This window comes from Streptomyces luteogriseus (assembly GCF_014205055.1).
GTDB lineage: Bacteria > Actinomycetota > Actinomycetes > Streptomycetales > Streptomycetaceae > Streptomyces > Streptomyces luteogriseus.
The window spans coordinates 4,224,667-4,249,766 of sequence record NZ_JACHMS010000001.1 but is presented as its reverse complement, the minus strand read 5'-3'; the positions used below and the strand labels follow the sequence as shown (position 1 = coordinate 4,249,766).

Genomic DNA, 25,100 nt, shown 5'->3' with positions numbered 1-25,100 from the left:
CACAGAAATGTGGCGCACTGGGTAACGTGCTTTCTGCAGGGCGCTCGCCGGGGCACCTGTCACGCCTGTTCCCGGCTGAGTGGCACCCACCCCGTGTCCCGGTGGTCGAGAACAGGTGAGCCGCTCCCCCCGGCTCAAAAGAGCAGGGGGGACCCCCAGGCCTACCGGCAACCCCGTGGCCCGGACCGACGGAGGAGCACACGTGACCGTGGAGAGCACTGCCGCTCGCACACCGCGACGCAGCGCCGGAAGCAAGGCCGGCACCACCGGCACCAAGCGCACCCGCACGACCGCCAAGAAGGACGCCGGCACCGAGCCCCAGCTCGTGCAGCTGCTGACGCCCGAGGGCAAGCGCGTCAAGAACGCCGAGTACGACAAGTACGTCGCCGGCATCACTCCGGAAGAGCTCCGCGGCCTCTACCGCGACATGGTGCTCACCCGCCGCTTCGACGCCGAGGCCACCTCCCTGCAGCGCCAGGGCGAGCTGGGCCTGTGGGCGTCGCTGCTCGGCCAGGAGGCCGCCCAGATCGGGTCCGGCCGGGCCACCCGCGAGGACGACTACGTCTTCCCGACCTACCGCGAGCACGGCGTGGCCTGGTGCCGCGGCGTCGACCCCGCCAACCTGCTGGGGATGTTCCGCGGTGTGAACAACGGCGGCTGGGACCCCAACAGCAACAACTTCCAGCTGTACACGATCGTCATCGGCTCCCAGACGCTGCACGCCACCGGCTACGCCATGGGCGTCGCCAAGGACGGCGCCGACAGTGCGGTGATCGCGTACTTCGGCGACGGCGCATCCAGCCAGGGCGACGTGGCCGAGTCCTTCACCTTCTCCGCGGTCTACAACGCCCCGGTCGTGTTCTTCTGCCAGAACAACCAGTGGGCCATCTCCGAGCCGACCGAGAAGCAGTCCCGCGTGCCGATCTACCAGCGCGCCCAGGGCTTCGGCTTCCCGGGCGTCCGGGTCGACGGCAACGACGTGCTCGGCGTCCTCGCGGTCACCCGCTGGGCCCTGGAGCGGGCCCGCGGCGGCGAGGGCCCGACCCTCGTCGAGGCGTTCACCTACCGCATGGGCGCCCACACCACCTCCGACGACCCGACCCGCTACCGGGGCGACGAGGAGCGCCAGGCCTGGGAGGCGAAGGACCCGATCCTGCGCCTTCGCCGCTACCTGGAGGCCTCGAACCACGCGGACGAGGGATTCTTCGCGGAACTGGAGGCCGAGTCCGAGGCGTTGGGCAAACGAGTGCGCGAGGCGGTCCGTGCCATGCCGGACCCGGACCACTTCGCGATCTTCGAGAACGCCTACGCGGACGGGCACGCGCTCGTCGACGAGGAGCGCGCCCAGTTCGCCGCGTACCAGGCGTCCTTCGCCGATGAGGGGGGTAACTGAGATGGCCGACAAGATGGCACTGGCCAAGGCGATCAACGAGTCGCTGCGCCGCGCCCTGGAATCCGACCCCAAGGTCCTGATCATGGGCGAGGACGTCGGCAAGCTCGGCGGCGTCTTCCGGGTCACGGACGGCCTGCAGAAGGACTTCGGCGAGAGCCGCGTCATCGACACCCCGCTCGCCGAGTCGGGCATCGTCGGCACGGCGATCGGCCTGGCCCTGCGCGGCTACCGTCCGGTGGTGGAGATCCAGTTCGACGGCTTCGTCTTCCCGGCGTACGACCAGATCGTCACGCAGCTCGCGAAGATGCACGCCCGCTCGCTGGGCAAGGTCAAGCTCCCGGTCGTCGTGCGCATCCCCTACGGCGGCGGCATCGGCGCGGTGGAGCACCACTCCGAGTCGCCCGAGTCGCTCTTCGCGCACGTGGCGGGCCTGAAGGTGGTCAGCCCGTCGAACGCGTCGGACGCGTACTGGATGATGCAGCAGGCCATCCAGAGCGACGACCCGGTGATCTTCTTCGAGCCCAAGCGCCGCTACTGGGACAAGGGCGAGGTCAACGCGGAGGCGATCCCGGGCCCGCTGCACAAGGCCCAGGTGGTCCGCGAGGGCACCGACCTGACCCTGGCCGCCTACGGCCCGATGGTGAAGCTCTGCCAGGAGGTGGCCGACGCCGCCGCCGAGGAGGGCAAGAACCTGGAGATCCTGGACCTGCGCTCGGTCTCCCCGCTCGACTTCGACTCGATCCAGGCCTCGGTGGAGAAGACGCGCCGCCTGGTCGTCGTCCACGAGGCCCCGGTGTTCTTCGGGTCGGGCGCGGAGATCGCCGCCCGGATCACGGAGCGCTGCTTCTACCACCTGGAGGCCCCGGTGCTCCGGGTCGGCGGCTACCACGCGCCGTACCCGCCGGCCCGCCTGGAGGAGGAGTACCTGCCGAACCTGGACCGGGTACTGGACGCCGTCGACCGCTCGCTGGCGTACTGAGGAGAGGGTCGTGACGACGATGACGGAAGCGTCCGTGCGCGAGTTCAAGATGCCCGACGTGGGCGAGGGACTCACCGAGGCCGAGATCCTCAAGTGGTACGTCCAGCCCGGTGACACGGTCACCGACGGCCAAGTGGTCTGCGAGGTCGAGACGGCGAAGGCGGCCGTCGAGCTGCCCATCCCGTACGACGGTGTGGTCCGGGATCTGCACTTCCCCGAGGGCACCACGGTCGACGTGGGCACGGCGATCATCGCGGTGGACGTGGGCGGCGGCAGCGCCGCACCCGCTCCCGCAACCGCTCAGCCGGCCGCCGCGCAGCCCGCGGCGGCAGCTCCCGCCGAGGAGCCCAAGGCCGCGGGGTCGGGGCGCCAGCCGGTCTTGGTGGGCTACGGGGTGGCGACCTCGTCCACCCGCCGCCGCCCCCGCAAGGGTCCGGAGGTCCCGGTCCAGCAGGCCTCGACGGCGATCCAGACGGAGCTGAACGGCCACGCGCCGACGGCCCCGGCCGCGCCCGCCCCGCAGGCTCCGGCCGCCCCGGCCGGCACGGACCGCCCGCTGGCCAAGCCCCCCGTCCGCAAGCTGGCCAAGGACCTGGGCGTCGACCTGACGACGGTGGTCCCGACCGGCCCGGACGGCATCATCACCCGCGAGGACGTGCACGCGGCGGTCGCCGCCGCCGTCCCGGCGGCCCCCGAGCCGTCGGTCGCGTCCGCCCCGGCCGCGGAGCGGACGACCCCGGCCTCGTACGACACCACGCGCGAGACCCGGATCCCGGTCAAGGGTGTCCGCAAGGCGACGGCGGCCGCGATGGTCGGCTCGGCGTTCACCGCGCCGCATGTCACCGAGTTCGTGACGGTCGACGTCACGCGCACGATGAAACTGGTCGAGGAGCTGAAGGCGGACAAGGAGTTCGCGGGCCTGCGCGTGAACCCCCTGCTGCTGATCGCCAAGGCGCTGCTGGTCGCGATCCGCCGTAACCCGGACGTCAACGCGTCCTGGGACGAGGCCGCCCAGGAGATCGTGGTCAAGCACTACGTGAACCTGGGCATCGCGGCGGCGACCCCGCGCGGTCTGATCGTGCCGAACATCAAGGACGCGCACGCCAAGACGCTGCCGCAGCTGGCCGAGTCGCTGGGCGAGCTGGTGTCGACGGCCAGGGACGGCAAGACCTCCCCGGCGGCGATGCAGGGCGGCACGGTGACGATCACCAACGTCGGCGTCTTCGGCGTCGACACGGGCACGCCGATCCTCAACCCGGGCGAGTCCGCGATCCTCGCGGTCGGAGCGATCAAGCCGCAGCCCTGGGTCCACAAGGGCAAGGTGAAGCCCCGTCAGGTCACCACCCTGGCCCTGTCGTTCGACCACCGCCTGGTCGACGGCGAGCTGGGCTCGAAGGTCCTGGCCGACGTGGCGGCGATCCTGGAGCAGCCGAAGCGCCTGATCACCTGGGCGTGAGCCGACTGCGGCGGCCCCCTGCCCCTCGGGGCGGGGGGCCGCCGGCGTCTGTCCGGGATGAACCGGCGGTACGCCGGGGCGCACAAGAGTCTCCGCGAACCCTCCCGAGCTGTATGACCATCGGAGGTCCGCAGCATGACGAGGGGGGCTCCGCCGCAGTGTGCGGTGGAGCCCCCTTGACCGTCCTGCTGGTGTCGTCCTACCTGCTGAAGCCGTAGTTGAGCAGCTTCGTGGCGTCCGACTTGCGGGCGTCCAGGCCGGTCGAGGCGAGGACCGTGCCGATGACCGTCTTGCCGCTGCGGGTGGCGGCGAAGACCAGGCAGTACTTCGCCTCCGGGCCGGAACCGGTCTTCACACCGATCGCGCCGCTGTAGCTGCTGAGCAGCGGGTTGGTGTTCTCCCACGGCGCCATCGTCCGCGTGCCGCCGGACTTGGTGGTCGTCTTCGCCGTGTACTTCTTCGTCTTGACGACCGTGCGGAACGTGGTGTTCTTCATCGCGGCGCTGGCGAGCTTGGTCAGGTCGCGCGGCGTGGAGTAGTTGGCGCCGTGGCCGATGCCGTCGAACGAGTCGAAGTGGGTGTTCTTCAGACCCAGGTTCTTGGCGGTGGTGTTCATTTTGCCGATGAACGACTTCACGCGGGCCGAGCGCGTCGAGCCCGAGCCGAACTTGTCGGCGAGCGCGTACGCGGCGTCACAGCCGGACGGCAGCATCAGCCCGTACAGCAGCTGGCGGACGGTGACCTTGTCGCCGACGATCAGCTTCGCGTTGGACGCGTAGTTGTTGTCGACGATGTAGTCGCTGTACGCCTTCTGGATCGTGACCTTGCTGTCCATGTTCAGGTTCGACTGCTTCAGCACCACCAGGGCGGTCATGATCTTGGTGGTCGAGCCGGTCGAGCGGCGCGTGTCGGCCGCCTTGGTGTAAAGCGACTTGCCGGTCGCGTTGTTCATCACGTAGCCGCCCTTGGCGGCGATGGAGGGCGCCGAGGCGGCCTGCGCCGGCGCGACGGTGAGGGCGCCGGTCGCGAGCATGGCGCCGGTGGTGACGGCGACGGCCGCAGCTCTGCGGAGACGAGTGCCCTTAATGCCGGTTATCAAGTGAAGTACCCCGATTACGTCGAATGCCCCAACGGTGCGGCCGAGTTGAGGACGAGGGGAAAGGGGCCGCACGTGTCTGACTCGTAACTAGCACACGTGGTTGTGCTGTTGCCGAGCCGGACCCCCGCTTTGCCACAGATGTGTGACATGCAAGTCCGCATACTGGACGTATCTCCTCATGCGTACCTGTTGTATCTATGCTGTCGGCATGACCTTGGCCGTGAAGCAACCGCCCGCCGCCGACCGCGTCTACGCCCATGTCAAACAGGGCGTCCTGGAGCGTCGCTACGAGGGCGGGACCCTTCTCACCGAGGGCGAGCTCGCCGAAGCCGTGGGAGTCTCCCGCACACCGGTCCGCGAGGCGCTGCTCCGGCTGGAGGCCGAGGGGCTGATCCGGCTCTACCCGAAGAAGGGCGCCCTCGTCCTGCCCGTCTCCGCGCAGGAGATCGCCGACGTCGTCGAGACGCGGCTGCTCGTCGAGGAGCACGCGGCGCGCAAGGCCGTACCCGCGCCCGCCGGGCTCATCGAGCGCCTCGAGGAGCTGCTGGCCCGGCAGAAGAAGCAGGCCGCCGCCGGGGACTTCGCCGGTGCCGCCGTCACCGACCGCTGCTTCCACGCCGAGATCGTCCGCAGCGGCGGCAACGAGATCCTCTCCCGCCTCTACGACCAGCTGCGCGACCGCCAGCTGCGGATGGGCGTCGCCGTCATGCACTCCCACCCGGACCGCATCGCCAAGACCCTCGCCGAGCACGAGGAGATCCTCGAAGCGCTGCGCTCGAACGACGCGGAGACGGCCGTCGGCCTCGTCCACCGGCACATCGGCTGGTTCTCGCATCTGGCCCGGGGGGAGGTCCGATGAGCGCCGTCGCGATACCCGGCGACCCGCCCGGCGGCCGCCGGGCCCTGGCCGTCTGGGGCACGGGCGTCTCCGTCTACTTCGTCGCGGTCATCTTCCGCACGTCCCTGGGCGTGGCCGGCCTCGACGCCGCCGACCGCTTCCACGTGAACGCCTCCGCCCTGTCCACCTTCTCCATCCTCCAGCTGCTGGTCTACGCGGGCATGCAGATCCCCGTCGGCCTGCTGGTCGACCGGCTCGGCACCAAGAAGGTGCTGGCGCTCGGCGCGGTGCTGTTCACGGCCGGGCAGCTGGGCTTCGCCTTCTCCCCCTCGTACGGCACGGCCCTCGCCTCCCGGGCGCTGCTCGGCTGCGGTGACGCCCTCACGTTCATCAGCGTGCTGCGTCTCGGCAGCCGCTGGTTCCCGGCCCGCCGCGGGCCGCTGGTCGCCCAGTTCGCGGGACTGGTCGGCATGGCGGGCAACCTGGTCTCCACGCTCGTCCTGGCCCGGCTGCTGCACGGCATCGGCTGGACGGCGGCGTTCGCCGGCAGCGCGGCGGCCGGTGCCGTGGTGCTCGTCCTGGTGCTGCTGTTCCTCAAGGACCACCCGGAGGGCCACGAGCCCGAGCCGCTCCCGCACCAGGGCGCGGCCTACGTACGGCGGCAGATCGCCGCCTCCTGGCGGGAGCCCGGGACGCGGCTCGGCCTCTGGGTGCACTTCACCACCCAGTTCCCGGCGATGGTGTTCCTGCTGCTGTGGGGCCTGCCGTTCCTCGTCGAGGCACAGGGGCTGTCCCGGGCGGTGGCCGGTGAACTCCTCACCCTCGTCGTCCTGTCGAACATGGTGGTGGGCCTGGTCTACGGCCAGATCGTCGCCCGGCACCACGGGGCGCGGCTGCCGCTCGCGCTCGGCACGGTCGGCACGACGGCGGCCCTGTGGGCGGCGACCCTCGCCTACCCGGGCCGGCACGCCCCGATGTGGCTGCTGATCGTGCTGTGCACGGTGCTCGGGGCCTGCGGACCCGCGTCGATGATCGGCTTCGACTTCGCCCGCCCGGCCAACCCGCCCGAACGCCAGGGCACCGCCTCCGGCATCACCAACATGGGCGGCTTCGTCGCCTCCATGACCACGCTGTTCGCGATCGGTGTGCTCCTGGACGCCACCGGCGACGACTACTCCCTGGCCTTCTCGGTGGTGTTCGTCCTCCAGGCGGCCGGCGTCTCCCAGATCCTGCGGCTGCGCAGGCAGGCGGCACGGCGCGAGCGGGAGAGGCTGGTGGCCAGCAGGGTGGAGACGGTGCACGTCCCCGCGTGACGTCCGTCAGACGGTCGGTACGAGGGTGAGGTACGCGAGGCCGAGGATGCCGCGGTAGGTGAGCCACCGGGCTCGGTGCCGGTCGACGCGCTGCCGTGTCTCCTCCGCCAAGGGGTGACGGGGGTGCTCGGCGAGCCATACCTCGGTGTCCGCGAGGTACCCCGACTCGAACTCCTCCCACTCGTCGAGGCTCGCGGTCTCCGTCCACTCCGGCCTGAACCCGGCCTCGATCGCCAGGCCGATGAGCGTCGTGAGGTCGTGGTGGTCGGTGACCGCCGCGTCGGGCCACATGCGGGACAGCTCGTCGGGGCTCGGTGTGCGCTGCCAGAAGCCCTCGCCGAGCAGCACGCGGCCGTGGTCGGTGACCAGGCGGCGGAGTTCCCCGAGCGCCTCGGGGAGCCGGCCGCCGAGGGCCTGGCTCGACCCCACGCACAGGACGAGGTCGGCGGGGCCCCGGGTGGTGCCGGTGGCGGACTCCTCCAGGAAGCGGGCCCGGGACGCCAGTCCGCGGTCCGCGGCGGCCTTCCGCCCCCGCGCCAGATCGTCGGTGTCCAGGTCGATGCCGGTGCCGTTCGCATCCGGGGCGGCGGCCAGGACGCGGAGCATCAGCTCGCCCGAACCGCAGCCGATGTCCAGGACCGTGGTGGGGCGGTGGCGGGTGAGGCGTTGGACGAGGGCGTCCGCCCGGGCCTCGGACAGCGGGCCGTGGAAGGTGAGGCGGGTGCGGTGGGGTGGTGTGGTCATGACCAGGACGGTAGGGGCCGAGGTGGGGCGGCGGCACGGGGTTTTCGGGCCCCGGGGGTCGGTGTTGGGGCCGGGTGGGTCCGCAGCCCGGCGGCACGGGGTGCCGCTCCCGTTGGGCCGGCCGCCACCCCTGGCGGCACGCGTGCCTGCGGCGGGGTGGTTGCGTGTGCTCGCGGCGGGGCGTGCCTGCGGCGGGGTGGCGCGCAAGCCCGCGGCTGGGCGGGGCGTGTCTGCGGCCTGGCGGCTGCGCCTGCCCGCGGCTGGGGCCGCGCGCGTGCTCGCGGCCGGCCGGGGCGTCCCTACTGCGTCACCGTGAAGTTCCTCAGGATCGCCGCCGTCAGTTCCGGGTCGCCCTCCGTCTTCAGCCGGTCGGACACCGACTCCGGCGTCACGCGGCCGCAGGCCAGGCGGACGTACGTCTCCCAGTCGAGCGTGAGGGTCGCGGCGGGGCCGAGGGCGGGGGCCGTTTCCAGGGTGCCGCGGCCCTGGATGTCGACGCGGATCGTGCGCAGGAACTCCACGGGCCCGTGCACGTCGAAGACGATCGCCGAACTGCGCGGCGCCTGCGCGTCCTCGGCCACCACGCGCGGGAGTTCGCCGAGCAGCACGTCACGGGCGACCAGCGCGCCGGGGGAGTCGAGGTTGCCGGGTCGGCCGAGGGCCGTGCGCAGGTCCTGCTCGTGCACCCACACGTCGAACGCGTGCCGCCGCATCGACTCTTCCAGGGTGAGCTCGCTGCCGAGCGGCCCGCGTACCTTCGTGCCCGGGTCACGCGACTCGTTGCGCAGCTGCCGGTTGCGGCGGATGATCACGTACTCGAGCTCGGAGGTCATCTCCGGCGCCGTGTGGTGGCGGCGGACGTCGACCTGCATCTCCATGTAGCGCTGGTGCTCGTTGGTGACGTGGAAGAGGTCGCGCGGGAGGCTGTGGATGGGCCGCGGGTCGCCGAGCATCTCGCAGTCCAGGCCGATGACATGGGAGACCACGTCCCGCACCGACCACCCCGGGCACGGCGTCCGCCGGTTCCATTCGGCCTCCGCGAGCGGCTGGACCAGCTCGGATATCGCTTCGACGGAGTGGGTCCAGGCGTCGGCGTAGGGCTGGAGGGTGGAATGCAGACTCACGGAACGGGACCCCTCGGCGGTTCGTTGCACGGGCAGGTGGTGGCGGCGTTGCCAGTGGGAGGTGGCGGCTGTCGGTGGGCGTCTTGCGAGCTAAGTTACGCTGCTGTGAGGCACCCCGGCAGTGCTTTCGTGTGACGATCGTAGGCCCGAGTGGACGGCTCGAATGCCAGGACGGTGGTAGTGTGCGCGCCTCTGTGATCCAGATCGCCGTGAACGAGGACGAATCGGTCGAAGCGCGCCGCCGACGCGTGGCGGCGATGGTCCGTGAGCAGGCCGGGTCCGATCTCGTCGTCCTGCCGGAGCTGTGGACCACGGGTGCCTTCGCCTACGAGGCGTTCGGGCGCGAGGCCGAGCCGCTCGAGGGGCCGACGTACGAGGCGATGGCGAAGGCCGCCAGCGACGCGGGCGTGTGGCTGCACGCCGGTTCCGTCCCGGAGCGAGACCCCGACGGGCCGCTCTACAACACCTCCCTCGTCTTCTCCCCCTCCGGCGATCTGGCCGCCGCCTACCGCAAGATCCACCGCTTCGGCTTCGACAAGGGCGAGGCCGTGCTGATGGGCGCGGGCACGGAACTGGTGACGGTGCGTCTGCCCGAGACGACCCTGGGCCTGTCCACCTGCTACGACCTCCGTTTCCCCGAGCTCTTCCGCGGTCTCGTCGACGCCGGTGCCGAGACGCTCGTGGTCTCGGCGGGCTGGCCGGAGCGCCGCCGGTCCCACTGGACGCTGCTGGCCCAGGCGCGGGCGGTCGAGAACCAGGCGTTCGTCGTCGCATGTGGAACGGCCGGGACGCACGCGGGAGTTCCGCAGGCCGGTCACTCGATCGTGGTCGACCCCTGGGGCGAGGTGCTGGCCCGGGCCGGCGCCGACGAGGAGGTCCTTACGGTGGAGTTCGACCCGGGGAAGGTCGCGACGACCCGGGAGCAGTTCCCGGCGCTGAAGGACCGGATGCTGGGCCTCCAGCCGCCTCGCAGGCCCTGACCGGCGCTCTCAGTCCTCCCGTTCCTTCTCCGCCAGGTGGATCACGCACACGGCCACCGCGATCAGCAGTGCCGGATCAGCGTCCTCGCGGACGACGTCCACACCGTAGGTGTCCCGGACGGTCAGCCACCGCCGGGAGATCACCGCCAGCAGCTCCCCGTCGTACTCGACGGCGAACTCCCGGTCGAGGATCTTGCCGCTGACGTCCAGCTCGTTGCCGTCGGCGAGGGACACCCGGTAGTGGTTGCGCAGCAGCGACAGCCGCTTGCGGCGGATCGTCGCCAGCGGCTCACCGCTCCGCTGGAGCACCATGGTGTCGCGCAGAGCGAGCATCTTCTGGTGGATGTCGACGAGGACGCGCCCCTGGGTGTCCTTCAGCTCCCAGGTGTCCCGCAGCCGCAGGGCCTTGCCGTCGACGAGGAACACCTTGCTGCCGCGGTCGTCCTCGATCCAGTAGTCGTCACCGAAGCCGAGGAGCCGGTCGTACACGAGGAATCTCATGAGACCAGGGCTTCCCCGCGTCCGGGTCCGAAACGCCGCCTGTAGGCCGACGGGCTGAGCCCGGTCGCCCGCCGCAGGCGCTGCGCAGGTTGGCTGCCGTACCGAGTCCGCTGCGGGCCGCCACCACGTCCAGCCGTTCCTCGCCCCGCTCGATCAGCCGGCAGGCCAGCGCCACGCGCTCCCCGACGAGCCACGCGAGCGGGGTCGTCCCGAGCTGGGCGCGGAAGCGGCGGTGCAGCGTTGCGGGGCTGACACGCGCGCGTGCGGCCAGCTCCGCCACGGTCAGCGGCTCGCCCAGCCGCTCCTGCGCCCACGCCAGCAGCGGGGCCAGCGACTCGTCCCGGACCTCCGGCATGGGCCGCACCACGAACTGCCGCTGCCCGCCGTCCCGGTGCGCGGGATCTCTCCCGCGCCCTCGAAGTCGACCCCGCCGTACCGGAGGGCGTGCTGCATGTGTCCGCGATCGCCGCCTCCTGTGACGACGACCCGGACAACGAGTACCCGGCCTGCCATGTCCATCAGCAGGACTGGGGCGTACCCGTCCGTCTCACCGAGGCGGGTACGGGCCGGCTTCCGCTGGTGCTGGCCGGGATGGACGCCTGAGAACCTCGGACGTCATACCCCGTATCCGTCGCTGTAGCCGTCGCGGCGGTGGTGGACCGCCGGGTCCTCGACGACACCGGGCGTCGTCGGGGGCACCACCACGCGCCGGCGCCTGGCGATGCTGCTGAACGTGGTGACGCCGATCAGTCCGACGATCATCAGGATGATGCCGACGAGGTCGAGGTTGACCCCCTGCATGTCCCAGTCGGTCGCGAACGTGAGGATGGCTCCCACGGCGATGAGGATGATGCATCCGCCGAGGCCCATGTGTGTCGCCTCCCTGTACGGTCCGGTCGTTCCGGTCCCGGAACACCGGGTACCCCCGAGGCGAACACCCATGCGGTGACGACCCGTTCTACCTCTCCAGGAACGCCGTCAGCGCGTTCGCGAGCAGGAACGGGTCGTCGGCGCCGCACAGTTCGCGCACGCTGTGCATCGACAGGATGGCCACGCCGATGTCGACCGTCTTGATGCCGTGTCGCGCGGCGGTGATCGGGCCGATCGTGGTGCCGCAGGGCATGGAGTTGTTGGAGACGAACGACTGGAAGGGCACGTCGGCCGCCTCGCAGGCCGCCGTGAACTCCGCCCGGCCCGAACCGTCCGTGGCGTAGCGGTTGTTGACGTTGACCTTGAGGATCGGGCCGCCGTTGACGCGCGGGTGGTGCGTCGGGTCGTGCCGCTCCGCGTAGTTGGGGTGGACCGCGTGGCCCGTGTCGGAGGACAGGCAGATCGTGCCGGCGAAGGCGCGGGCCCGGTCCTCGAAGGAGCCGCCGCGGGCGTAGACCGAGCGTTCCAGCACGGTGCCGAGGAGCGGTCCGTCCGCGCCGGTGTCGGACTGGGAACCGTTCTCCTCGTGGTCGAAGGCGGCCAGGACCGGGATGGAGGCCGGCTGCGACGAGGAGGAGGCGACGGCCGCGAGGGCGGCGGTGCCGGCGTGCACCGACAGGAGGTTGTCCATGCGCGGCCCGGCCAGCAGTTCGCGGTCGCGGCCCAGGTAGGCGGGCGGTTCCACGGAGTGCGTCATCAGGTCCCAGCCGGTGACCTCGCCCGCGGGGATGCCGGCCGTCTCCTCCAGGAAGGCGATCAGGTCGCCGTCGCGGACGTCGCGGCCGAGGCCCCAGACCGGCTGCATGTGCCGCTGCTTGTCGAGCTTGAGGCCGTCGGCGGTGACCGAGCGGTCCAGGTGGATGGCGAGCTGCGGGACGCGCAGCAGCGGCCGGTCCACGTTCACCAGGCGCGTCGAGCCGTCGCGCAGGGTCAGCCGGCCCGCGAGGCCGAGATCGCGGTCCAGCCAGGAGTTGAGCAGCGGTCCGCCGTAGATCTCCACGGCCACCTGGCGCCAGCCGTGCGCCCCGGTGTCGGGGAGCGGCTTGACGCGCAGGTTGGGGGAGTCGGTGTGGGCGCCGACGATCCGGAACGGTGTGTGGGGTGCGGCGCCCTCCGGCACGTACCAGGCGACGATCGCGCCGCCGCGCAGCACGTACTTGCCGCCGCTGGTCCCGTCCCACGCGTCCGTCTCGGCGACCTGCCTGAAGCCGGCCTTCTCCAGTCGCTCGGCGGCGGTGGCCACGGCGTGGTACGGCGTGGGGCTCGCCGCCAGGAAGGTCATGAGGTCGTCGGTGTGGCCGCGGTCGAAGCGGGCTGGTTCGGTCATGGGTTCACCTTAACGACGGACGAGGGCCCGTTCCCGGCGTAGGGGAACAGGCCCTCGAACAGAGGACGTGAGGGATCTAGAACGCGGCCTCGTCCAGCTCCATCAGGTCCAGCTCGACGCCCTCGGCGACCTTGCGGGCCAAGGTGACGCCCGGCAGGACGTTCGCGGCGAAGAACTTCGCGGCGGCGATCTTGCCGGTGTAGAAGGCCTTGTCCTTGGCGGAGGCCGTCTCGAGCTTCTCGGCGGCGATGGAGGCGCCCTTGAGCAGCAGGTAGCCGACGACGACGTCACCGGAGGCCATCAGCAGGCGGGTGGTGTTGAGGCCCACCTTGTAGATGTTCTTGACGTCCTGCTCGGTGGCGGCGAGGTCGGTGAGCATCAGGCCGACGATGGCCTCCAGCTCGACGGCGGCCTTGGCGAGGTGCTCGCGGGCACCGGCCAGCTCCTCGCCGCCCGTGCCGAGGGCGAGGAACTTCTTGATGTCCTCGGCGAGGGAGTTCAGCGCGGCGCCCTGGTTGCGGACGATCTTGCGGAAGAAGAAGTCCTGGCCCTGGATCGCCGTGGTGCCCTCGTAGAGGGTGTCGATCTTGGAGTCCCGGATGTACTGCTCGATCGGGTACTCCTGGAGGAAGCCGGAGCCGCCGAAGGTCTGCAGCGACTGGGCGAGCTGCTCATAGCCCTTCTCGGAGCCGTAGCCCTTGACGATGGGCAGGAGCAGGTCGTTCAGCGCGTGCTCGGTGGCGGCGTCCTCGCCCGCGGCCTCCTTGATCTGGATGGCGTCCTGGATCGAGGCGGTGTACATCACCAGGGCGCGCATGCCCTCCGCGTACGCCTTCTGCGTCATGAGCGAGCGGCGCACGTCGGGGTGGTGGGTGACGGTGACCTTGGGCGCGGTCTTGTCCATGAAGTTCGCCAGGTCGGGGCCCTGGACGCGCTCCTTGGCGTACTCCAGCGCGTTCAGGTAGCCCGTGGAGAGCGTGGAGATCGCCTTCGTGCCGACCATCATGCGGGCGAACTCGATGATGCGGAACATCTGGCGGATGCCGTCGTGCTTGTCGCCGATCAGCCAGCCCTTGGCGGGGTGCTGGTCGCCGAAGGTCATCTCGCAGGTGTTGGAGGCCTTCAGGCCCATCTTGTGCTCGACGTTCGTGGCGTAGACGCCGTTGCGCTCGCCCAGCTCGCCGGTCTCGAAGTCGAAGAGGTACTTCGGGACGAGGAACAGGGACAGGCCCTTGGTGCCGGGGCCGGCGCCCTCGGGGCGGGCCAGCACGTAGTGGAGGATGTTCTCCGACATGTCGTGCTCACCGGACGTGATGAAGCGCTTCACGCCCTCGATGTGCCAGGAGCCGTCCTCCTGCTGCACGGCCTTGGTGCGGCCGGCGCCCACGTCGGAGCCCGCGTCGGGCTCGGTGAGCACCATCGTGGAGCCCCACTGCTTCTCGGTGGCGAACTTGGCTATGTGCTTCTGGACCTCGTTGCCCTCCTCGAAGAGGATGCCGGCGAACGCCGGGCCCGAGGAGTACATCCACACGGCCGGGTTGGCGCCCAGGATCAGCTCGGCGTAGGCCCAGATCAGGGAGCGGGGCGAGGTGGTGCCGCCGATCTCCTCGGGCAGGCCGAGGCGCCAGTACTCGGAGTCCATGAAGGCCTGGTAGCTCTTCTTGAAGGACGCGGGGACCGGCGCGGTGTTGGTCTCCGGGTCGAAGACCGGCGGGTTGCGGTCGGCGTCGACGAAGGACTCCGCCAGATCGTTCTCCGAGAGGCGGGTCATCTCCTCAAGGATGCTCTTCGCGGTCTCGACGTCCATCTCCTCGAACGGACCGGTGCCGTACACCTTGTCGCGCCCGAGTACCTCGAAGAGGTTGAACTCGATGTCGCGGAGATTCGACTTGTAGTGCCCCATGGTGACGGCTCCCGGCTCCGTAGAGAGATCGGCGAGGCACTGGATCCTCGCGCTAGTTCACGTACCAACAAGTAGCTAGGATGATGCTACCCGTCGGTAATAAGAAGCAACCCCGATCCGTCATCTGTGACAGGTCACACCGGAACGGTCAGTGCCGCGGTGTAGCCGTCCCCCGTACTCCCCGTCATCGCCGCCAGCTGATGGTCGTGGCCGTCGCCGAAGACCCCGTCGTCCTCCAGGGAGACGCCGCCGAGGTTCCGCACGCTCGCGCCGTAGCCGTCCGTGGCGTAGACGGTGTCGCAGACGTCCTTCGGGAAGGCGAGCTGCGAGGTGTTCGTGATCGACGTGGCCGCGGTGGCGTCGGCCAGGCTGCCGTAGACCTCGAAGTGGACGTGCGGCCAGCGGCCCGGGTAGCAACCGGGGAAGACGCTCCGGAAGGTGACCCGGCCCTCGTCGTCCGTCTCCTGCACGCCCCGCAGGTAGTTCTCGCCGGTGACGCCCTCGGAGTAGAGGGAGTAGGCGCCCTCCCGGTCGCAGTGCCAGACGTAGACGGCGGCACCCCGCTTCGGCGTCCCGCAGCCGGAGGCCGCGTCCACCACCGTGAGCGTGATCGTCAGCGGGACGCCGTCGGCCGTGCCGCCCGCGGAGTCGCCGAAGCTGCGGGTGATGTCGCTGCGGACGACCCCGCTCTCCTTCAGGACGTTCACACCGTTCGAGCCGTCGCCGGGGAAGGGGCCGGCCGTCTCCTCGGGGATCTCCGCGCACCCCGCGGACGAGGCGGAGGGCGCCGCCGATGTCTCCCCCGTGGGTGTGCAGCCCACCAGCGGGACCAGGCCCGCGCCCGCCATCAGCCGGATCATCCGCCGGCGGGCGAGGACGGGGAGGTCGTGGGCGAGGCCCCCGCCGTGCTCGGGCAGGCCCTCGTCGTCGCGTTCGTTCATGACACGACGCTACGAGCCGCGGCCGCCGCGATCCACAGAGCGGACGCTGTCGACTCGCTGTCGGTCTGGCGGGACCGGCGAACCGGCAGACCGGCCCGTCCGCGCTCGGTACGCTTGCGCTCATGTACGGCTACGACCAGACAGCGGGCCCGCAAGGGCAGTACGCCCCTCCGCAGCAGCCGATGTCCGGCGGGTACGGGCAGCAGCCGCCGCTGTACCCCGAGCCGTCCCCGCCCTCCCTCACGGACGCGGTGCGCGCCTTCACCACCGGGCAGATGGCCGCCGAGGACTTCCAGCAGGTCTTCGCCACGTCGAAGGTCTACTGCCCGCGCGGCGACAACCCCGGCTTCCTGGCCCTGCACAACACCCAGCAGCCGGTGATCCCGATGTTCAGCACGCTCAAGGAGCTGCGCCGGTACGCGGGCAAGGAGTCCAAGTACTTCGTGATCACGGGTGCCGAGGTGCTGGACCTGCTGCCGACCGGCTACGGCTTCGTCCTCGACATGGAGGGCGAGCACCGCATGGTGTTCGACGCCAAGGCCGTGGAGCAGATGGTCGAGTTCGCGATGCGCCGGATGTATGGCTAGACGCCATCGCTGCGCAGACGGCGGCTGACGCCCGCCCTCCCTATCGCGGCAGGCGCAGCGCCAGGCCGTCCAGGACGACCTCGAGGCCGTAGGCGAACTTGTCGTCGCGCAGCTTCGCGGGGTCGGAGGCCTGCGCGGAGGTCTCGGGACCGGCGGCCGCAAGGTGGTCGTAGCCGGCCGAGGCCTGCTGGGCCGCGGGCAGCAGGCGGGCCACGAACTCCGCCTCGCTCTCGCCGGAGCGGGCGACCGTGGTGAGCCACGCGGCCTCGGTCGTGCTCATGCCGATGACGTACGAGAAGACGGCGTCGATGGCCCGGCTCGGCTCCGGGAATCCCGCGGCGGTGAACAGGGCCGCCAGCCGCTCCGAGAAGGTCATGTAGTTCGGTCCGAGGTAGGCGAGTCCGGCCTGCCCCAGGACCAGCGTCAGCCAGGGGTGCCGTAGCGCGGTCGTGCGGAAGGATCCGGCCGCCTCGGTGACGGCCGCGCGCCAGTCGAGTCCTCCGGCCGGCGGGACGTGGATCTCGGCGGCGACCTCGTCCACGGCGAGCTCCATCAGCTCGTCCTTCGTGGCGACGTGCCGGTACAGCGAGGTCGCGCCGGCGTTCAGGCGGGCGCCGAGCTTGCGCATGCTGAGCGCCTCGATGCCCTCGGCGTCGAGCATCGCGATCGCCTCGCGCACGATCGCGTCCCGGCTGAGCGCGGGCTGGTCGGTCCGGCGCTGCTCGCGGGTCCATACGGACGGGATGGGGTTCTTGTCCTTCGTGCTCATCCGGGTTCCTCCTGTTGGACCTCTTCGTGCGAACAGCGTGCGCAATCAGCGTACAGAACTCAAGCATTGCGCACACCGTTCCTGTGTGCGTACAGTGTGCGCATCGAAGGAACGGTGTTCGCGGGAGGGGAACGGAAATGGAAACGCGCAATCCACGCCGCTGGTGGATCCTGATCGTGCTGTGCCTCAGCACCCTGGTCCTGGTCGTCGACAACATGGCGCTGACGGTGGCGGTGCCGACACTGACCGAGGACCTCGGGGCGAGCGCCCAGGACATGCAGTGGATCCTCGACTCCTACACCCTGGTCTTCGCCGGGCTGCTGCTGACCTCGGGAAGCCTGGGGGACAGGTTCGGGCGCCGGAAGGTGATGCTGGTCGGGCTGCTGCTCTTCGGGGCGGCCTCGCTGGGGGCGGTGTTCTGCTCCACTCCGGGTGAGCTGATCGCGGTGCGGATCGCGATGGGCGTCGGCGGGGCGTTGATCATGCCCTCGACCCTGTCGATCCTCATCACCGTCTTCGACGAGGACGAGCGGCCCAAGGCGATGGCCGCGTGGGGTTCGGTGTCGATGCTGGGGCTGGTCGGCAGCCCGGTGCTCGGCGGCGTGCTCATCGACCACTTCGCCTGGCAGGCCATCTTCCTGATCAACGTCCCCGTCGTCGGTCTCGCGCTGCTGGCCGGTGTGCTGCTGATGCCGGAGTCGAAGGCGCCGTGGCAGAAGCCGGACCCGCTGGGCGCGGTGCTGTCGGCGGTGGGCATGACGGCCCTGGTGTGGTGGATCATCGAGATTCCGCAGCACGGCGCGTTCGAGGGCCGCTCCGTCGTCGTCCTGGCCGTGGCGGTGCTCGCCCTGGCCGGCTTCGTGATCTGGCAGAACGTGACCCCCGCGCCGATGGTCCCGCTGGTCCTCTTCAAGCACCGCAACTTCAGCGGGGGTTCGCTCTCCCTGGCGCTCGTCCAGATCGGCAACGCCGGACTGCTGCTGGTGCTGACCCAGTACCTCCAGTTCGTCCTCGGCTGGTCCGCGGTCAAGGCGGGCCTGGCCTTCCTGCCGCTGGCCGTCGCCGCGCTGGCCGGCAACACGGCCGGGGCGCAGCTCGCCGTGAAGTTCGGCAACCGGTTCGTCATCCTCGGCGGGATGCTGCTGATGGCCGCGTCCTTCGGACTGCTGACCACGCTCACCGCCGACAGCGGGTTCACGGTCCCGGCCGTGGCACTGGGGATCCTGGGGCTGGGGGCCGGCCTGGCCATGCCGGCCGCGGTGGCCGCGCTGATGGGCACCATCCCGGAGGACAAGGCGGGCGTCGGCTCGGCCCTCAACGACACGATCCAGCAGTCCGGCACCGCCCTCGGCATCGCGATCCTCGGGTCCCTGCTCTCCGGCGGCTACCGGGACGAAATGCCGGCCGGCGCCCCCGGGCAGGCCCGCGAGTCCATCGGCGGGGCGCTGGCCGTCGCAGGCGGCGACACGGGGCTGGTGCGGGCGGCCCGGGAGGCCTTCGCCGCCTCGATGGCGACGACCTTCACGATCAGCGCAGTCGGTGTCCTGGCCGCTGCGGTCGTGGCCGCGCTGGTGATGCGGGACCGCAAGCCCGGACCCACCGGGGCGGAGAGCGAGGAGCACGAGCTGGTCGCCTGACCTGCCCGGACATCCGAGGGCCGTCACCCCGCTGCGGGGTGACGGCCTTCCGTCATGCCGGTCTTCCGTGGTTCGCTGCGCCGTCCCCCGGGGTCGGGAATGCGCTCCCGCTTTTCTCTGTTGGGGGTGGTAGAAAGTTCAACGCTCAACTAAACTGGGCGTACACGAGGAGGAACCGACATGCCTGCAGTGACCGTCGAGAACCCGTTGACGCTGCCCCGCGTGACCGCGCCTGCCGACGCCGTGGCACGTCCCGTGCTCGCCGTCACGACCGCTCCGAGCGGTTTCGAGGGTGAGGGCTTCCCGGTGCGCCGGGCGTTCGCGGGGATCAACTACCGCCATCTCGACCCGTTCATCATGATGGACCAGATGGGCGAGGTGGAGTACGCGCCGGGTGAGCCCAAGGGCACGCCCTGGCACCCGCACCGCGGCTTCGAGACCGTCACGTACATCATCGACGGGATCTTCGACCACCAGGACTCCAACGGTGGTGGCGGCACCATCACCAACGGGGACACCCAGTGGATGACCGCGGGCTCGGGTCTGCTGCACATCGAGGCCCCACCGGAGCATCTCGTCGTCTCCGGCGGGCTTTTCCACGGCCTCCAGCTGTGGGTGAACCTCCCGGCCAAGGACAAGATGATGGCCCCGCGCTACCAGGACATCCGCGGCGGCTCGGTCCAGCTGCTCAGCACCCCCGACGGCGGCGCGCTGCTGCGGGTCATCGCCGGTGAGCTGGACGGACACGCGGGCCCCGGCATCACGCACACCCCGATCACGATGGTCCACGCGACCGTCGCCCCGGGTGCGGAGCTCACGCTGCCCTGGCGCGAGGACTTCAACGGGCTGGCGTACGTCCTGGCCGGCCGTGGCAGCGTCGGCCCCGACCGCCGCCCGGTCCAGATGGGCCAGACGGCCGTCTTCGGCGCGGGTTCCTCGCTGACCGTCCGCGCGGACGAGAAGCAGGACTCCCACACCCCGGACCTCGAGGTCGTCCTGCTCGGCGGACAGCCCATCCGTGAGCCCATGGCCCACTACGGCCCGTTCGTCATGAACACCAAGGACGAACTCATGCAGGCCTTCGAGGACTTCCAGAAGGGCCGCCTGGGCACGGTCCCGGCGGTGCACGGAATGACGGCGAGCGGTCCGCAGGACTGACGCAGTGCCGGGGCGGCTGACGCCCCGTCACCCTGGCGGGCCTCCCTGACGGGACGGCCCGCCCGGGGCGTGGTCGGGTGGGGATGTGCAGGCCCCCACCCCGCTCCTCCCCGTCCCCGTCCGGCGTTTCGCCGCCTGGTGTGCCGTCCTGCTGCTCCTCGCCGGGGTCGTCTATGTCGGCATCCGGCTGGTCGTGGAGTTCCGGACCGCCGTCGTGCCCGTGCTGCTCGCGCTGCTCGGGACGGCGCTGCTCGGGCCGCTGCACCGGCGGCTCGTGAAGGCCGGGGTGAACCGGTCGGTCGCGGCCGGACTCACCTGTGTGGCGGTGGTCGCCGTGGTCGGCGGGGCCGTGTACATCGTGGTCGCGGCGCTCATCGACACCGGCGACGAGATCGTCGCCTCGCTCAAGCAGGCCGCCCGCGGCGTCTCCGAGCACTTCGGCGCGGCCGGCACCTCACTGGACGACCTCGCCTCCAACGCCCGGGAACTGCTGGGCAAGTTCGGCGGTACGGCCGCCTCCGGCGTGATCAGCGGCGTGAGCGTGGTCGGTGAGTCCATCGCCATGGCCGTCCTCGCGCTGCTGCTCGTCTTCTTCTTCCTGCGTGACTCCGACAAGGCCGCCGGGACGCTGCGGTCCCTGTCGCCCGGCGGATCGGCCGACACCCTGGAGGCCATGGCGCGGCGGGCGCTGCGGGCCGTCGAGGGGTTCATGCGGGGGACGACCCTCATCGCGCTCATCGACGCGCTGCTCATCACCGTGGGCCTGCTCGTCCTCGACGTGCCCGGCGCGGCCGGGCTGGGCGCGCTGGTCTTCGTCGGGGCGTACATCCCCTACCTCGGCGCCTTCATCTCGGGCGCCCTGGCCGTCCTGGTCGCCCTCGCCGACCGGGGGGTCGTCATCGCGCTGTGGGCGCTCGGCGTCGTCCTCGCGGTGCAGGTACTGGAAGGGCACGTGCTCCAGCCGATGATCCAGAGCCGGACCGTGCAGATGCACCCGGCGGTGGTGATGGTGACGATCACGGCCGGGGCCTCCGTCGCCGGAGTGCTCGGCATGCTGCTCGCGGTCCCTCTCACCGCGGCGGCCTTCGGTGTCGTCCAGGAACTGCGCACCCGCTACGGCGACGAGGAGTCGTCGCCGTCGCGGGAGCCGTGATCGCCGCGGTGGCGAGGAGTCGTCGCCGTCGCGGGAGCCATGACCGGCACGGCGGCCAGGTGCCGTCGCCGTCGTCGCAGCCGTGACCGCTACGGCGACCAGGAGCCGTCGCCCGAGCCGTTCACGGACTCGTAGAGCTCGAACCAGATGCTCTTGCCCTCGCCGCGCGGGTCGACGCCCCAGGCGTGCGCAAGCAGTTCGATCAGCACCAGGCCGCGGCCGGAGGACGCCAGCTCCCCGGGTCTGCGCCGGTGCGGCAGGTCGTCGCCGGCGTCCGTGACCTCGATCCGCAGTCGCCGCCCGCCCACCTCGCCCGTGATCTCGGCGACCAGCAGCGCGTCGTGGTCGGTGTGCACCAGGACGTTCGTCAGCAGCTCGGACAGCAGCAGGACCGCCGAGTCGACCTGGTCGGGCGAGCCCCAGTCGTGCAGCAACTCGCGCAGTTGCTGCCGGGCGACCGCGACCCGCTCGGGCTCGGCCTGCGCGACGGTCAGCACCGAGCGCCGCACCGGAGGCCGTACGGTCATCGCGTCACCGCAGCCGCAGCCCCCGCCCTCCCGGCTCAGCAGCAGCATCGCGATGTCGTCCTCGCGGCGGTCCGCCAGCGGGCCGGTGGTGTGGTGCGAGGACGGCCCGTGCACGGCCTGCACCAGGGTGTCGGCGAGCTCCTCCAGATCGCCCTTGTGGTCCTCGAGGATCACGCGCAGCCGCCGCCAGCCGGTGTCCAGGTCGTGGCCGCCGGTCTCGAGCAGGCCGTCCGTGCAGATCAGCATCGTCTCGCCGGGCTCCAGCGTGAGCCGGGTCGTGGGGTAGTCGGCGTCCGGGTCGATGCCCAGCGGCAGACCGCCCGATGTCGGCCGGGTCAGCACCGTGCCGTCGGCCATCCGGATCGCCGGGTCCGGATGCCCGGCACGGGCGATGTCCAGCACCCCCGTCGCCGGGTCGACCTCGACGTACACGCAGGTCGCGAAGCGCGCGTCGGCCGGTTCCTCGTCGCCGATGCCGTGCAGGAAGCGGGAGGCGCGCGACAGCACCGCGTCCGGCCGGTGGCCCTCCGAGGCGTAGGCCCGCAGGGCGATCCGCAGCTGGCCCATCAGCCCCGCCGCCCGTACGTCATGGCCCTGGACGTCACCGATGACCAGCGCGAACCGGCCACTGGGCAGCGGGATCACGTCGTACCAGTCGCCGCCGACCTGGAGCCCGCCGCCCGTCGGGACGTAACGGGCGGCGACGCTCATGCCCGGGATGCGCTGCGGTCCGAGCCTCGGCAGCATCGTGCGCTGGAGTCCGTCGGTCAGGGCGCGCTCGCTCTCGGCCACGCCCGCCCGGGTCAGGGCCTGCGCCAGCATCCGTGCCACCGTCGCCAGCACGGACCGCTCGTCCGGGGTGAACGCGACCGGGTAGGTGAACGCCGCCATCCACGCGCCCATGGTCCGCCCGGCCACGGTCAGCGGCAGGAACGCCCAGGAGCGGCGGCCGAAGCGCTCGGCGAGCGGCCAGGTCAGCGGGTAGCGGGCCTTGTAGTGCTCGGCGGAGGACAGGTAGACGGCCCGGCCGGTCCGCACCACCTCGGCGGCCGGATAGTCCGTGTCCAGCGGCATGTCCGAGAAGGGGCTCTCGGTGCCCCGCTGCTGCCCGTGGTGGCCGATGATCGTCAGGCGATCGCCCGAGACTCCGAACACCGCCAGTCCGTCCGGCGAGAACCCGGGCATCGACAGATTCGCCGTGACGCGCAGAACCTCCTGGGTGGAGCGCGCCTCGGCCAGGGCCCGGCCCGCGTCCAGCAGGAACGCCTCCCGAGAGCGCCGCCAGTCCCCGGTGACCGCGCTGCGCCCGGCCGGGGTGCCCGGCGTCGGCTCGGTGACCTCCTGGAGTGTGCCGATCAGCCGGTACGCCTTACGGGTCCGGTCGAAGGACGGCTTGGAGCGGCTGCGGACGATCCGGACGACCCGGCCCTGCTCGTCCATGATCCGGATCCGGACCTCGGCGAGGGTGCCCTCGGCCACGGCCAGCTGGATCACGCCGGTGATCTCGTTCCAGTCGACGGGGTGCAGCCGGGCCCGGGCCTGGGCCTCCGTGAGGCTGACCTGCTCGGCGGGCAGCCCGAGCAACCGGGCTGCCTCGGCGTCGACCGTGACCAGCCCGGTGGCGGTGTCCCAGTGCCACAGGCCGGTCGCGAGGGCGGCGAGAGCCTCCCCCACGGCGGGCAGAGGCTCGCCAGTGCGCATTGCCCTACTTTAAGAACAGGCGATCGAACGCTGCCACCGATAGCGGACGCGGACCCCGAGGACGGAGCGTGCGTGCCCGACGTACGACTACCGCGAGCTCGATGCCCGACCACCGCGTACTCGATCCATAACTGTGGAGAGCCGATCTTCGCCTGCCCGGTACGCTGGGGAGGCGTTTCACGTGAAACACAGACCCCGATCAGCGAAGACTGGATGAACGACGATGCATCGGTACAGGTCCCACACCTGCGGCGAGCTCCGCTCCTCTGACGTCGGCAGCGACGTCCGACTGAGTGGCTGGCTGCACAATCGGCGCGACCTGGGTGGCATCCTCTTCATCGATCTGCGCGATCACTACGGCATCACGCAGCTCGTGGCCCGTCCCGGCACCCCCGCCTACGAGGCCCTCGACAAGCTCTCCAAGGAGTCGACCGTCCGTGTCGACGGCAAGGTCGTCTCCCGGGGCACGGAGAACATCAACCCCGAGCTGCCGACCGGCGAGATCGAGGTCGAGGTCGGCGAGGTCGAGCTGCTCGGCGCCGCCGCCCCGCTGCCGTTCACGATCAACACCGAGGACGGCGTCAACGAGGAGCGGCGCCTGGAGTACCGCTTCCTCGACCTGCGCCGCGAGCGCATGCACAAGAACATCATGCTGCGGTCGTCGGTGATCGCCTCGATCCGCTCGAAGATGGTCGCCCTCGGCTTCAACGAGATGGCGACGCCGATCCTGTCCGCGACGTCCCCCGAGGGCGCCCGCGACTTCGTCGTCCCCTCCCGCCTGAACCCGGGCAAGTTCTACGCTCTCCCCCAGGCGCCCCAGCAGTTCAAGCAGCTGCTGATGATCTCGGGCTTCGACCGGTACTTCCAGATCGCGCCCTGCTTCCGCGACGAGGACGCCCGCGCCGACCGCTCGCCGGGCGAGTTCTACCAGCTCGACATCGAGATGAGCTTCGTCGAGCAGGAGGACGTCTTCCAGCCCGTCGAGAAGCTGATGACCGAGCTGTTCGAGGAGTTCGGCGGCGGCCGCCACGTCACGTCGCCGTTCCCGCGGATCCCGTTCCGCGAGGCGATGCTGAAGTACGGCTCCGACAAGCCCGACCTGCGCGCCCAGCTCGAACTCGTCGACATCACCGACATCTTCGAGGGCTCGGAGTTCAAGGCGTTCGCCGGCAAGCACGTGCGCGCCCTGCCGGTGCCGGACGTCTCCGGCCAGCCCCGCAAGTTCTTCGACCAGCTCGGCGACTACGCCGTCTCGCAGGGCGCCAAGGGCCTGGCCTGGGTCCGCGTCGCCGAGGACGGCTCGCTGACCGGCCCGATCGCGAAGTTCCTCACCGAGGAGAACGTCGCCGAGCTGACCAAGCGCCTGTCGCTCGCGGCCGGCCACGCGGTCTTCTTCGGCGCGGGCGAGTTCGACGAGGTCTCCAAGATCATGGGCGCGGTCCGGGTCGAGGCCGCCAAGCGTGCCGGGCACTTCGAGGACGGCGTCTTCCGGTTCTGCTGGATCGTCGACTTCCCGATGTACGAGAAGGACGAGGAGACGGGCGCGATCGACTTCTCGCACAACCCGTTCTCCATGCCGCAGGGCGGTCTGGAGGCCCTGGAGACCCAGGACCCGCTGGACATCCTGGGCTGGCAGTACGACATCGTCTGCAACGGTGTCGAGCTGTCCTCCGGCGCGATCCGGAACCACGAGCCGGAGATCATGCTCAAGGCCTTCGAGATCGCCGGGTACGACCGCGAGACCGTCGAGGAGAAGTTCGCGGGCATGCTGCGCGCCTTCCGCTTCGGCGCCCCGCCGCACGGCGGCATCGCCCCGGGTGTCGACCGCATCGTGATGCTGCTCGCCGATGAGCCCAACATCCGCGAGACCATCGCCTTCCCGCTCAACGGCAACGCCCAGGACCTGATGATGGGCGCGCCGACGGAGCTGGAGGAGGCCCGGCTGAAGGAACTGCACCTGTCGGTGCGCAAGCCGCAGCCGAAGTAGGCGAACTCCCGTGAGTGGCTCGGAACCGTCGCCGGTTCCGGGCCACTTCCGCG

21 protein-coding genes and 2 pseudogenes are annotated in these 25,100 nt (G+C 70.9%); 12 read left to right on the top strand and 11 right to left on the bottom strand.

Going from position 1 to position 25,100, the window contains the following annotated elements; genetic code table 11:
• Window positions 1-202 precede the first annotated feature (202 nt).
• From pdhA to BJ965_RS18620, 3 genes are read left to right on the top strand one after another with little or no spacing between them, the layout of a single operon-like run.
• Window positions 203-1,393: a pyruvate dehydrogenase (acetyl-transferring) E1 component subunit alpha gene (gene pdhA / locus BJ965_RS18630; protein WP_030846844.1), complete on the top strand. Its 1,191-nt coding sequence runs from the start codon at window positions 203-205 to the stop codon at window positions 1,391-1,393.
• 1 nt (window position 1,394) lies between these two features.
• Window positions 1,395-2,372: an alpha-ketoacid dehydrogenase subunit beta gene (locus tag BJ965_RS18625; RefSeq protein WP_184909700.1), complete on the top strand. Its 978-nt coding sequence runs from the start codon at window positions 1,395-1,397 to the stop codon at window positions 2,370-2,372.
• 19 nt (window positions 2,373-2,391) lie between these two features.
• Window positions 2,392-3,828 (top strand): dihydrolipoamide acetyltransferase family protein, encoded by a 1,437-nt coding sequence (locus BJ965_RS18620; protein WP_184917304.1) that lies wholly within the window; start codon window positions 2,392-2,394, stop codon window positions 3,826-3,828.
• Window positions 3,829-4,027: 199 nt separating this feature from the next.
• Here the strand turns inward: BJ965_RS18620 and BJ965_RS18615 are convergent, their stop codons facing one another.
• Window positions 4,028-4,927 carry a D-alanyl-D-alanine carboxypeptidase family protein gene (locus tag BJ965_RS18615; protein WP_184909699.1) on the bottom strand — a complete coding sequence of 300 codons (900 nt, stop codon included), beginning with the start codon at window positions 4,925-4,927 and terminating at the stop codon, window positions 4,028-4,030.
• A 208-nt stretch (window positions 4,928-5,135) separates the two neighbouring features.
• On the opposite strand from BJ965_RS18615, the gene BJ965_RS18610 reads away from it, so the two are divergent.
• Together BJ965_RS18610 and BJ965_RS18605 are read left to right on the top strand one after the other, a co-directional pair.
• A complete protein-coding gene (locus BJ965_RS18610) occupies window positions 5,136-5,786 on the top strand; it encodes a GntR family transcriptional regulator (RefSeq protein WP_184909698.1) in 651 nt (216 codons plus the stop codon).
• On the top strand, window positions 5,783-7,078 hold the full coding sequence (locus BJ965_RS18605) for an MFS transporter (RefSeq protein WP_184909697.1): 1,296 nt from the start codon (window positions 5,783-5,785) through the stop codon (window positions 7,076-7,078). The genes BJ965_RS18610 and BJ965_RS18605 overlap by 4 nt, the downstream gene beginning before the upstream one ends.
• A 6-nt stretch (window positions 7,079-7,084) precedes the next feature.
• On the opposite strand, the gene BJ965_RS18600 is transcribed toward BJ965_RS18605, so the two are convergent.
• Together BJ965_RS18600 and BJ965_RS18595 are read right to left on the bottom strand one after the other, a co-directional pair.
• Complete coding sequence (locus BJ965_RS18600) at window positions 7,085-7,822, bottom strand: SAM-dependent methyltransferase (protein ID WP_184909696.1); 738 nt, start codon at window positions 7,820-7,822, stop codon at window positions 7,085-7,087.
• A 299-nt stretch (window positions 7,823-8,121) separates the two neighbouring features.
• Window positions 8,122-8,946, bottom strand: a complete 825-nt coding sequence (locus tag BJ965_RS18595) for a maleylpyruvate isomerase family mycothiol-dependent enzyme (protein WP_184909695.1) — start codon at window positions 8,944-8,946, stop codon at window positions 8,122-8,124.
• A 182-nt stretch (window positions 8,947-9,128) separates the two neighbouring features.
• Here BJ965_RS18595 and BJ965_RS18590 point away from each other — a divergent pair, with 182 nt between their 5' ends.
• On the top strand, window positions 9,129-9,926 hold the full coding sequence (locus BJ965_RS18590; protein WP_184909694.1) for a carbon-nitrogen family hydrolase: 798 nt from the start codon (window positions 9,129-9,131) through the stop codon (window positions 9,924-9,926).
• A gap of 9 nt (window positions 9,927-9,935) precedes the next feature.
• Here BJ965_RS18590 and BJ965_RS18585 read toward each other — a convergent pair whose 3' ends face one another.
• Window positions 9,936-10,427 carry an LURP-one-related/scramblase family protein gene (locus BJ965_RS18585; protein WP_031104342.1) on the bottom strand — a complete coding sequence of 164 codons (492 nt, stop codon included), beginning with the start codon at window positions 10,425-10,427 and terminating at the stop codon, window positions 9,936-9,938.
• Window positions 10,424-10,824 (bottom strand): annotated as a pseudogene (locus BJ965_RS18580) (helix-turn-helix domain-containing protein); the annotation flags it as partial. The gene BJ965_RS18585 and the pseudogene BJ965_RS18580, both read right to left, overlap by 4 nt.
• 2 nt (window positions 10,825-10,826) lie before the next feature.
• On the opposite strand from BJ965_RS18580, the pseudogene BJ965_RS18575 reads away from it, so the two are divergent.
• Window positions 10,827-11,030 (top strand): annotated as a pseudogene (locus BJ965_RS18575) (alkyl hydroperoxide reductase); the annotation flags it as partial.
• Window positions 11,031-11,042: 12 nt separating this feature from the next.
• Here the strand turns inward: BJ965_RS18575 and BJ965_RS18570 are convergent.
• From BJ965_RS18570 to BJ965_RS18555, 4 genes are all read right to left on the bottom strand, one after another.
• Complete coding sequence (locus BJ965_RS18570) at window positions 11,043-11,297, bottom strand: DUF6458 family protein (protein ID WP_030846811.1); 255 nt, start codon at window positions 11,295-11,297, stop codon at window positions 11,043-11,045.
• Between the two features lie 88 nt (window positions 11,298-11,385).
• Entirely contained in the window at window positions 11,386-12,684 is a 1,299-nt protein-coding gene (locus tag BJ965_RS18565) for a M18 family aminopeptidase (RefSeq protein WP_184909693.1), read from the bottom strand.
• A gap of 76 nt (window positions 12,685-12,760) precedes the next feature.
• The gene (locus tag BJ965_RS18560) at window positions 12,761-14,587 is read right to left on the bottom strand and encodes an acyl-CoA dehydrogenase (protein WP_184909692.1); all 1,827 of its coding nucleotides are present in this window, start codon (window positions 14,585-14,587) and stop codon (window positions 12,761-12,763) included.
• Between the two features lie 134 nt (window positions 14,588-14,721).
• Window positions 14,722-15,528 carry an intradiol ring-cleavage dioxygenase gene (locus tag BJ965_RS18555; protein ID WP_184909691.1) on the bottom strand — a complete coding sequence of 269 codons (807 nt, stop codon included), beginning with the start codon at window positions 15,526-15,528 and terminating at the stop codon, window positions 14,722-14,724.
• A gap of 122 nt (window positions 15,529-15,650) precedes the next feature.
• Here BJ965_RS18555 and BJ965_RS18550 point away from each other — a divergent pair, with 122 nt between their 5' ends.
• Entirely contained in the window at window positions 15,651-16,115 is a 465-nt protein-coding gene (locus BJ965_RS18550) for an SseB family protein (RefSeq protein ID WP_030846788.1), read from the top strand.
• 40 nt (window positions 16,116-16,155) lie between these two features.
• On the opposite strand, the gene BJ965_RS18545 is transcribed toward BJ965_RS18550, so the two are convergent.
• The gene (locus tag BJ965_RS18545) at window positions 16,156-16,884 is read right to left on the bottom strand and encodes a TetR/AcrR family transcriptional regulator C-terminal domain-containing protein (RefSeq protein WP_184909690.1); all 729 of its coding nucleotides are present in this window, start codon (window positions 16,882-16,884) and stop codon (window positions 16,156-16,158) included.
• A 137-nt stretch (window positions 16,885-17,021) separates the two neighbouring features.
• Here BJ965_RS18545 and BJ965_RS18540 point away from each other — a divergent pair, with 137 nt between their 5' ends.
• The 3 genes from BJ965_RS18540 to BJ965_RS18530 all read left to right on the top strand — a co-directional run bounded on the left by BJ965_RS18540 (window position 17,022) and on the right by BJ965_RS18530 (window position 20,832).
• Window positions 17,022-18,521, top strand: coding sequence for an MFS transporter (locus BJ965_RS18540; protein ID WP_184909689.1), 1,500 nt, complete (start codon window positions 17,022-17,024; stop codon window positions 18,519-18,521).
• 180 nt (window positions 18,522-18,701) lie between these two features.
• Window positions 18,702-19,679, top strand: coding sequence for a pirin family protein (locus tag BJ965_RS18535; protein ID WP_184909688.1), 978 nt, complete (start codon window positions 18,702-18,704; stop codon window positions 19,677-19,679).
• Between the two features lie 85 nt (window positions 19,680-19,764).
• Complete coding sequence (locus BJ965_RS18530) at window positions 19,765-20,832, top strand: AI-2E family transporter (protein ID WP_184909687.1); 1,068 nt, start codon at window positions 19,765-19,767, stop codon at window positions 20,830-20,832.
• An 89-nt stretch (window positions 20,833-20,921) separates the two neighbouring features.
• Here the strand turns inward: BJ965_RS18530 and BJ965_RS18525 are convergent, their stop codons facing one another.
• Complete coding sequence (locus BJ965_RS18525; protein ID WP_184909686.1) at window positions 20,922-23,060, bottom strand: SpoIIE family protein phosphatase; 2,139 nt, start codon at window positions 23,058-23,060, stop codon at window positions 20,922-20,924.
• Window positions 23,061-23,283: 223 nt separating this feature from the next.
• Between BJ965_RS18525 and aspS the strand changes: the two genes are divergently transcribed.
• Entirely contained in the window at window positions 23,284-25,047 is a 1,764-nt protein-coding gene (gene aspS / locus BJ965_RS18520) for an aspartate--tRNA ligase (protein ID WP_184909685.1), read from the top strand.
• The last annotated feature ends 53 nt before the right edge of the window (window positions 25,048-25,100 follow it).

Excerpts from the sequence above, each read along its gene's own strand:
- BJ965_RS18610 (WP_184909698.1), top strand. The coding sequence starts at position 5,136 with ATGACCTTGGCCGTGAAGCAACCGCCCGCCGCCGACCGCGTCTACGCC.
- BJ965_RS18555 (WP_184909691.1), bottom strand. The coding sequence starts at position 15,528 with ATGAACGAACGCGACGACGAGGGCCTGCCCGAGCACGGCGGGGGCCTC.
- aspS (WP_184909685.1), top strand. The coding sequence starts at position 23,284 with ATGCATCGGTACAGGTCCCACACCTGCGGCGAGCTCCGCTCCTCTGAC.
- BJ965_RS18535 (WP_184909688.1), top strand. The coding sequence starts at position 18,702 with ATGCCTGCAGTGACCGTCGAGAACCCGTTGACGCTGCCCCGCGTGACC.
- BJ965_RS18525 (WP_184909686.1), bottom strand. The coding sequence starts at position 23,060 with ATGCGCACTGGCGAGCCTCTGCCCGCCGTGGGGGAGGCTCTCGCCGCC.
- BJ965_RS18560 (WP_184909692.1), bottom strand. The coding sequence starts at position 14,587 with ATGGGGCACTACAAGTCGAATCTCCGCGACATCGAGTTCAACCTCTTC.
- BJ965_RS18620 (WP_184917304.1), top strand. The coding sequence starts at position 2,392 with ATGACGGAAGCGTCCGTGCGCGAGTTCAAGATGCCCGACGTGGGCGAG.
- BJ965_RS18600 (WP_184909696.1), bottom strand. The coding sequence starts at position 7,822 with ATGACCACACCACCCCACCGCACCCGCCTCACCTTCCACGGCCCGCTG.
- BJ965_RS18550 (WP_030846788.1), top strand. The coding sequence starts at position 15,651 with ATGTACGGCTACGACCAGACAGCGGGCCCGCAAGGGCAGTACGCCCCT.
- BJ965_RS18570 (WP_030846811.1), bottom strand. The coding sequence starts at position 11,297 with ATGGGCCTCGGCGGATGCATCATCCTCATCGCCGTGGGAGCCATCCTC.
- BJ965_RS18565 (WP_184909693.1), bottom strand. The coding sequence starts at position 12,684 with ATGACCGAACCAGCCCGCTTCGACCGCGGCCACACCGACGACCTCATG.
- BJ965_RS18625 (WP_184909700.1), top strand. The coding sequence starts at position 1,395 with ATGGCCGACAAGATGGCACTGGCCAAGGCGATCAACGAGTCGCTGCGC.
- BJ965_RS18540 (WP_184909689.1), top strand. The coding sequence starts at position 17,022 with ATGGAAACGCGCAATCCACGCCGCTGGTGGATCCTGATCGTGCTGTGC.
- BJ965_RS18545 (WP_184909690.1), bottom strand. The coding sequence starts at position 16,884 with ATGAGCACGAAGGACAAGAACCCCATCCCGTCCGTATGGACCCGCGAG.
- BJ965_RS18585 (WP_031104342.1), bottom strand. The coding sequence starts at position 10,427 with ATGAGATTCCTCGTGTACGACCGGCTCCTCGGCTTCGGTGACGACTAC.
- BJ965_RS18605 (WP_184909697.1), top strand. The coding sequence starts at position 5,783 with ATGAGCGCCGTCGCGATACCCGGCGACCCGCCCGGCGGCCGCCGGGCC.